This is a genomic window from Sandarakinorhabdus sp. (genome assembly GCF_032115815.1).
Lineage (GTDB): Bacteria > Pseudomonadota > Alphaproteobacteria > Sphingomonadales > Sphingomonadaceae > Sandarakinorhabdus.
Genome location: NZ_JAUMBI010000235.1, coordinates 1 through 4,556, shown reverse-complemented (window position 1 = coordinate 4,556; position 4,556 = coordinate 1). Strand labels below are relative to the sequence as shown.

Annotated in this window: 4 protein-coding genes, 1 tRNA gene, 1 pseudogene and 1 riboswitch; all 6 genes and pseudogenes read left to right on the top strand. The window is 62.5% G+C overall.

The window, feature by feature from the left end:
* A pseudogene (locus tag RT662_RS13405) lies at positions 1-199 on the top strand (amidohydrolase); the annotation flags it as partial.
* Positions 200-271: 72 nt separating this feature from the next.
* Positions 272-347 (top strand) — tRNA-Ala (locus RT662_RS13400).
* A gap of 164 nt (positions 348-511) precedes the next feature.
* Positions 512-676, top strand: coding sequence for a Thivi_2564 family membrane protein (locus tag RT662_RS13395; protein ID WP_303794188.1), 165 nt, complete (start codon positions 512-514; stop codon positions 674-676).
* Positions 677-781: 105 nt separating this feature from the next.
* Positions 782-1,489, top strand: a complete 708-nt coding sequence (locus RT662_RS13390; RefSeq protein WP_409530174.1) for a sterol desaturase family protein — start codon at positions 782-784, stop codon at positions 1,487-1,489.
* 5 nt (positions 1,490-1,494) lie between these two features.
* Positions 1,495-1,603, top strand: a riboswitch (TPP riboswitch).
* A 54-nt stretch (positions 1,604-1,657) separates the two neighbouring features.
* Positions 1,658-3,502: a phosphomethylpyrimidine synthase ThiC gene (gene thiC, locus RT662_RS13385; protein ID WP_313671197.1), complete on the top strand. Its 1,845-nt coding sequence runs from the start codon at positions 1,658-1,660 to the stop codon at positions 3,500-3,502.
* A gap of 300 nt (positions 3,503-3,802) precedes the next feature.
* Positions 3,803-4,477: a hypothetical protein gene (locus RT662_RS13380; RefSeq protein WP_313671196.1), complete on the top strand. Its 675-nt coding sequence runs from the start codon at positions 3,803-3,805 to the stop codon at positions 4,475-4,477.
* Positions 4,478-4,556 lie beyond the last annotated feature (79 nt).

The window sequence follows — 4,556 nt, the reverse complement described above, 5'->3', positions numbered from 1 at the left end:
CGAAGATTTCGCCTATGTGCTGGAAAAAGTCCCCGGCGCGATGTTCTTCCTGGGCGTCGCCGAGCAGGGGACAGACTGGCGCGCCTGCTGCGGCCTGCACTCCACCCACATGCACCTCGATGAAAGCGCCATGGCCCGCGGCGCCGCCCTGCACGCCGCCATTGCGGAGCAGTATCTGGCGCACGGGTTCGGACAATAAATAGCCCGTTGCAAAGCGCCGCCGCCGCGCTATATCGGCGGCCCTCCCGAACGGGGGATCAGGATTTGGTGCGGGGCAGTAGCTCAGATGGGAGAGCGCAGCAATCGCACTGCTGAGGTCAGGGGTTCGATCCCCCTCTGCTCCACCATTTCCTTCCCCTGCTGATTGCCCCTGCGGCCCGGCGCAGCCCATATCGCGGCCCTGCGTAGATCTCACCATGGTGGAGCCCCGCCTTCACCCGTACAAGCCACAACGCGCGGTTCCCGGCCGGTCCGCTATCCTGCTTCGCATCCACAATCCGCGAGGCAACACATGCTTATCCAAACCATCATCGTTCTCATCGTCGTCGGCGTCCTGCTCTGGCTGGTCAACAACAAGATCCCGATGGACGGCACCATCAAGTCGATCATCAACATCGTCGTGATCATCGCCGTCATCGTCTGGCTGCTGCGCATCTTCGGCATCGTGAGTTTCTGAGCCGCGACGCCAAACGCGACCTTGCGCCGCTTGGCGGGTTGGCGCCCGCGCGCTAAACCCGCCGGCGTGAACACCGCTGCAACCCTCGTTCTTGCCGTCGTCTCGATGGCCGCCATCATCGCCGTCCGTTACCTCGCGGTTTCGGGCGGCTTTGCCTGGCTCACACAGCGGCGCGGCGTGCAGGCCGGCCCGGCCGATCCGGCCAAGCGCCAGCGCCAGATCAGCGCCGAAATCCGCTGGTCGCTGATCTCCGCCGTGATCTATGCCATCCCCGCTGGCCTCGCCATAGAAGCCTGGCGCGGGCACGGCCTCACCCAGATCATGGTCAGCGTCGACACGCCCCTGCAGGCCGCGTGGTTCCCGCTCTCCATCCTCGTCTACCTTTTCCTGCACGACAGCTGGTTCTACTGGACCCACCGCTGGATGCACCTGCCGCGCCTGTTCAAGGCCGCCCACGCCGTCCACCACGCCAGCCGGCCACCCACCGCCTGGGCCGCCATGAGCTTCCACCCGTGGGAAGCCATTTCCGGCGCCATCCTCATCCCGGCGCTGATGTTCATCATCCCCATCCACATCGGCGCGCTGGGCATCGTGATGCTGATCGCCACCATCATGGGTGTCACCAACCACATGGGCTGGGAAATGTTCCCGCGTTCGTGGGTGGGCGGCTGGTTCGGCCGCCATTTCATCAGCGCCTCCCACCACGAAGCCCACCACCGCCACTACAACTGCAACTACGGCCTCTATTTCCGCTTCTGGGACAAGCTGTGCGGCACCGATCGCGGCCTTGCCAACTGGACCACACAAGCCTAATCCAGACCTATTCCCCGGGGGGCCAGCGCGACTGGCTGAGAGGTGGGCTGATGGCCCCGACCCGCTGAACCTGATCCGGTTGACACCGGCGGAGGGAGGGAGCGCCCGAACTTCTGGCAAATGCCAGGCGCGCACCATCCGTTCCGAAATTTTGGAAGGACGCGCGCCATGGCCGATATCAATTCAAAGCTGGAAATGCCGGTCACCACCGGGCCGCTGCCGGGCAGCCGCAAGATCCATGTCGCCGGCACCATCCATCCGGATATCCGCGTCGCCATGCGCGAAGTCGCGCTCGATCCTTCCGCCAAGGAGCCGCCGGTGCGCATCTATGACGCGTCCGGCCCCTACACCGATGCCAGCACCACCATCGATATTGCCGCCGGCCTGCCCCCCTTGCGCACCGCCTGGGTGGAAGCCCGCGGCGACGTGGAACGCTACCCCGGCCGCGAAGTGAAGCCCGAGGATAACGGCGTCGCCAACGTGCCCGGCGGCAAGGCCGACGTCGCCGAATTCCCCAACGTCGTGAAGAACCCCCTGCGCGCCAAGGCGGGCCAGGCCGTCACCCAGATCGCCTATGCCCGCCGCGGCATCATCACGCCGGAAATGGAATATGTCGCCATCCGCGAAAACATCGGCCGCGCCCAGCGCGATGGCCTGATCCGCGACGGCGAAAGCTTTGGCGCCGAAATCCCCGATTACGTCACGCCCGAATTCGTGCGCAGCGAAATCGCTCGTGGCCGCGCCATCATCCCGGCCAATATCAACCACCCGGAAGCCGAACCGATGATCATCGGCCGCAATTTCCTGGTGAAGATCAACGCCAACATCGGCAACTCTGCCGTCGCCTCCTCCGTGGCGGAAGAAGTCGAAAAGATGGTCTGGGCCGCCCGCTGGGGGGCCGACAACATCATGGACCTTTCCACCGGCCGCAACATCCACAACACCCGCGAATGGATCCTGCGCAACTCCCCCGTGCCGATCGGCACCGTGCCGATCTATCAGGCGCTGGAAAAGGTGAACGGCGTCGCCGAAGATCTCACCTGGGAAGTCTATCGCGACACACTGATCGAACAGGCCGAACAGGGCGTCGATTATTTCACCATCCACGCCGGCGTGCGCCTGGCCTATGTGCCGCTCACCGCCAAGCGCGTCACCGGCATCGTCTCGCGCGGCGGCTCGATCATGGCGAAATGGTGCCTGTCGCACCACAAGGAGAATTTCCTCTACACCCACTTCCGCGAAATCTGCGAGATCATGCGCGCCTATGATGTGAGCTTCTCGCTGGGCGACGGCCTGCGCCCCGGCTCCATCGCGGACGCGAACGATCGCGCCCAGTTCGCCGAACTCGAAACCCTAGGCGAACTCACCCAGATCGCCTGGGAACATGATTGCCAGGTGATGATCGAAGGCCCCGGCCACGTGCCGATGCACAAGATCAAGGTGAACATGGAAAAGCAGCTGGAAGAATGCGGCGAAGCCCCCTTCTACACGCTGGGGCCGCTCACCACCGATATCGCGCCCGGGTACGATCACATCACCAGCGGCATCGGCGCCGCCATGATCGGCTGGTTCGGCTGCGCCATGCTCTGCTATGTCACGCCCAAGGAACATCTCGGCCTGCCCGATCGGGACGACGTGAAAGTCGGCGTCATCACCTACAAACTCGCCGCCCACGCGGCAGACCTGGCCAAGGGCCACCCCGCCGCCCAACTGCGCGACGATGCCCTCAGCCGCGCCCGCTTCGATTTCCGCTGGCGCGACCAGTTCAACCTGAGCCTGGACCCGGAAACCGCCCTCGCCTACCACGACGAAACCCTGCCGGCCGAAGGCGCGAAAGTGGCGCACTTCTGCTCCATGTGCGGGCCGAAGTTCTGCAGCATGAAGATCACGCAGGACGTGCGCGACTACGCCGCCAAGCAGAACAGCGCCGAAATGCTGGAAGCCGGCATGGCGGAGAAGAGCGCCGAGTTCCGGGCCAAGGGCGGAGAGATTTACCTGCCCGCGGCGGAGTAGAAAGAGGGCCTCCGGCGGGCAGGGGCTGAGCCCCTGCACCCACTTTCGTTGGGACTACCACTCGGCATCGTGACGTCTTACTTGATGCGGGGTAAGGCACTGTAATGCTGCTCGCCTGCTGGTTGGACAAGCAGAGATTGAGTGTTTTGTTCCCATAATTCTGTTGCCGTATCCCCGTAAGTCTGGCGACTAGCTCCCCAGCTTGGCCTTTTCTTTATCGCTGCTACTTTGGTTGCCGGAGCCTGATTCGAATGATGATTAGCTGGCGCTGCAGCGCCGTTCAGTAAGGGCGGGAAGACAGTGGATGTTCGGCATTGGTCAGAGAAGTTTGAGAAGGGAACGCTTAAAGTCTGGCTCTTCGTGCTCGCTGCCGCGGCTGCGGTTCTAAAGGGATTTGTGGATTGGATTGTACCTCGACTGGCCAAAGTTTGGGGATGGAATGAGCCAGTCGATAAGTTTGCGGCATCAGTACCCGGCTGGTTGGTATCAGCTTGGGAGGTGATCTCAAGTTGGCCGGTTTTAGTGTTAGCCGCAGGCGTCTTTGGCTGGACGATCGGCCTCAAGCAAGGGCGAAGATCTGCTGAAGCCAGACCAGAGGAAGGTGCAACTCCCGGAAAACTCGATGGGCCTTTGCAGACCTTGCGCCCTAGCTCTTCGGATATAGAAGCATCACGCGCGAAAGCCGCGCGCCGCAATTTGGGCACCGAGATGCTAAGCGTTGCCCACTTTGTTGAACCCCATGGTTTCGGACCTCGTTTTAGCATCACCGAGCAGGCCCGCCTCCAGGTGCTCCACGATGAGGCAGCGGCGCTAGGCGTACCAATTCCAGAGTTCAAACTGTTTGTCTCCACTTACAGCCGAAAATTCTGCCACCAATACCTCCAAAAGATTGGCTACATCCTACAGAATGGTAATTTCGATACTGCGACTAAGCTCGCTGGGGAAATGCTACCAGATTGGCCTAAGCCGGGCTGATGCTGTTTCGAAATCCAGCGGCCTCCGCTCCTATCATCAACCAACCATCGCACACATCTGGGCCTCCAGCGCGGCCGCC

Coding starts and splice junctions, on each gene's coding strand:
- RT662_RS13395 (WP_303794188.1), top strand. CDS start 512: ATGCTTATCCAAACCATCATCGTTCTCATCGTCGTCGGCGTCCTGCTC.
- RT662_RS13390 (WP_409530174.1), top strand. CDS start 782: ATGGCCGCCATCATCGCCGTCCGTTACCTCGCGGTTTCGGGCGGCTTT.
- thiC (WP_313671197.1), top strand. CDS start 1,658: ATGGCCGATATCAATTCAAAGCTGGAAATGCCGGTCACCACCGGGCCG.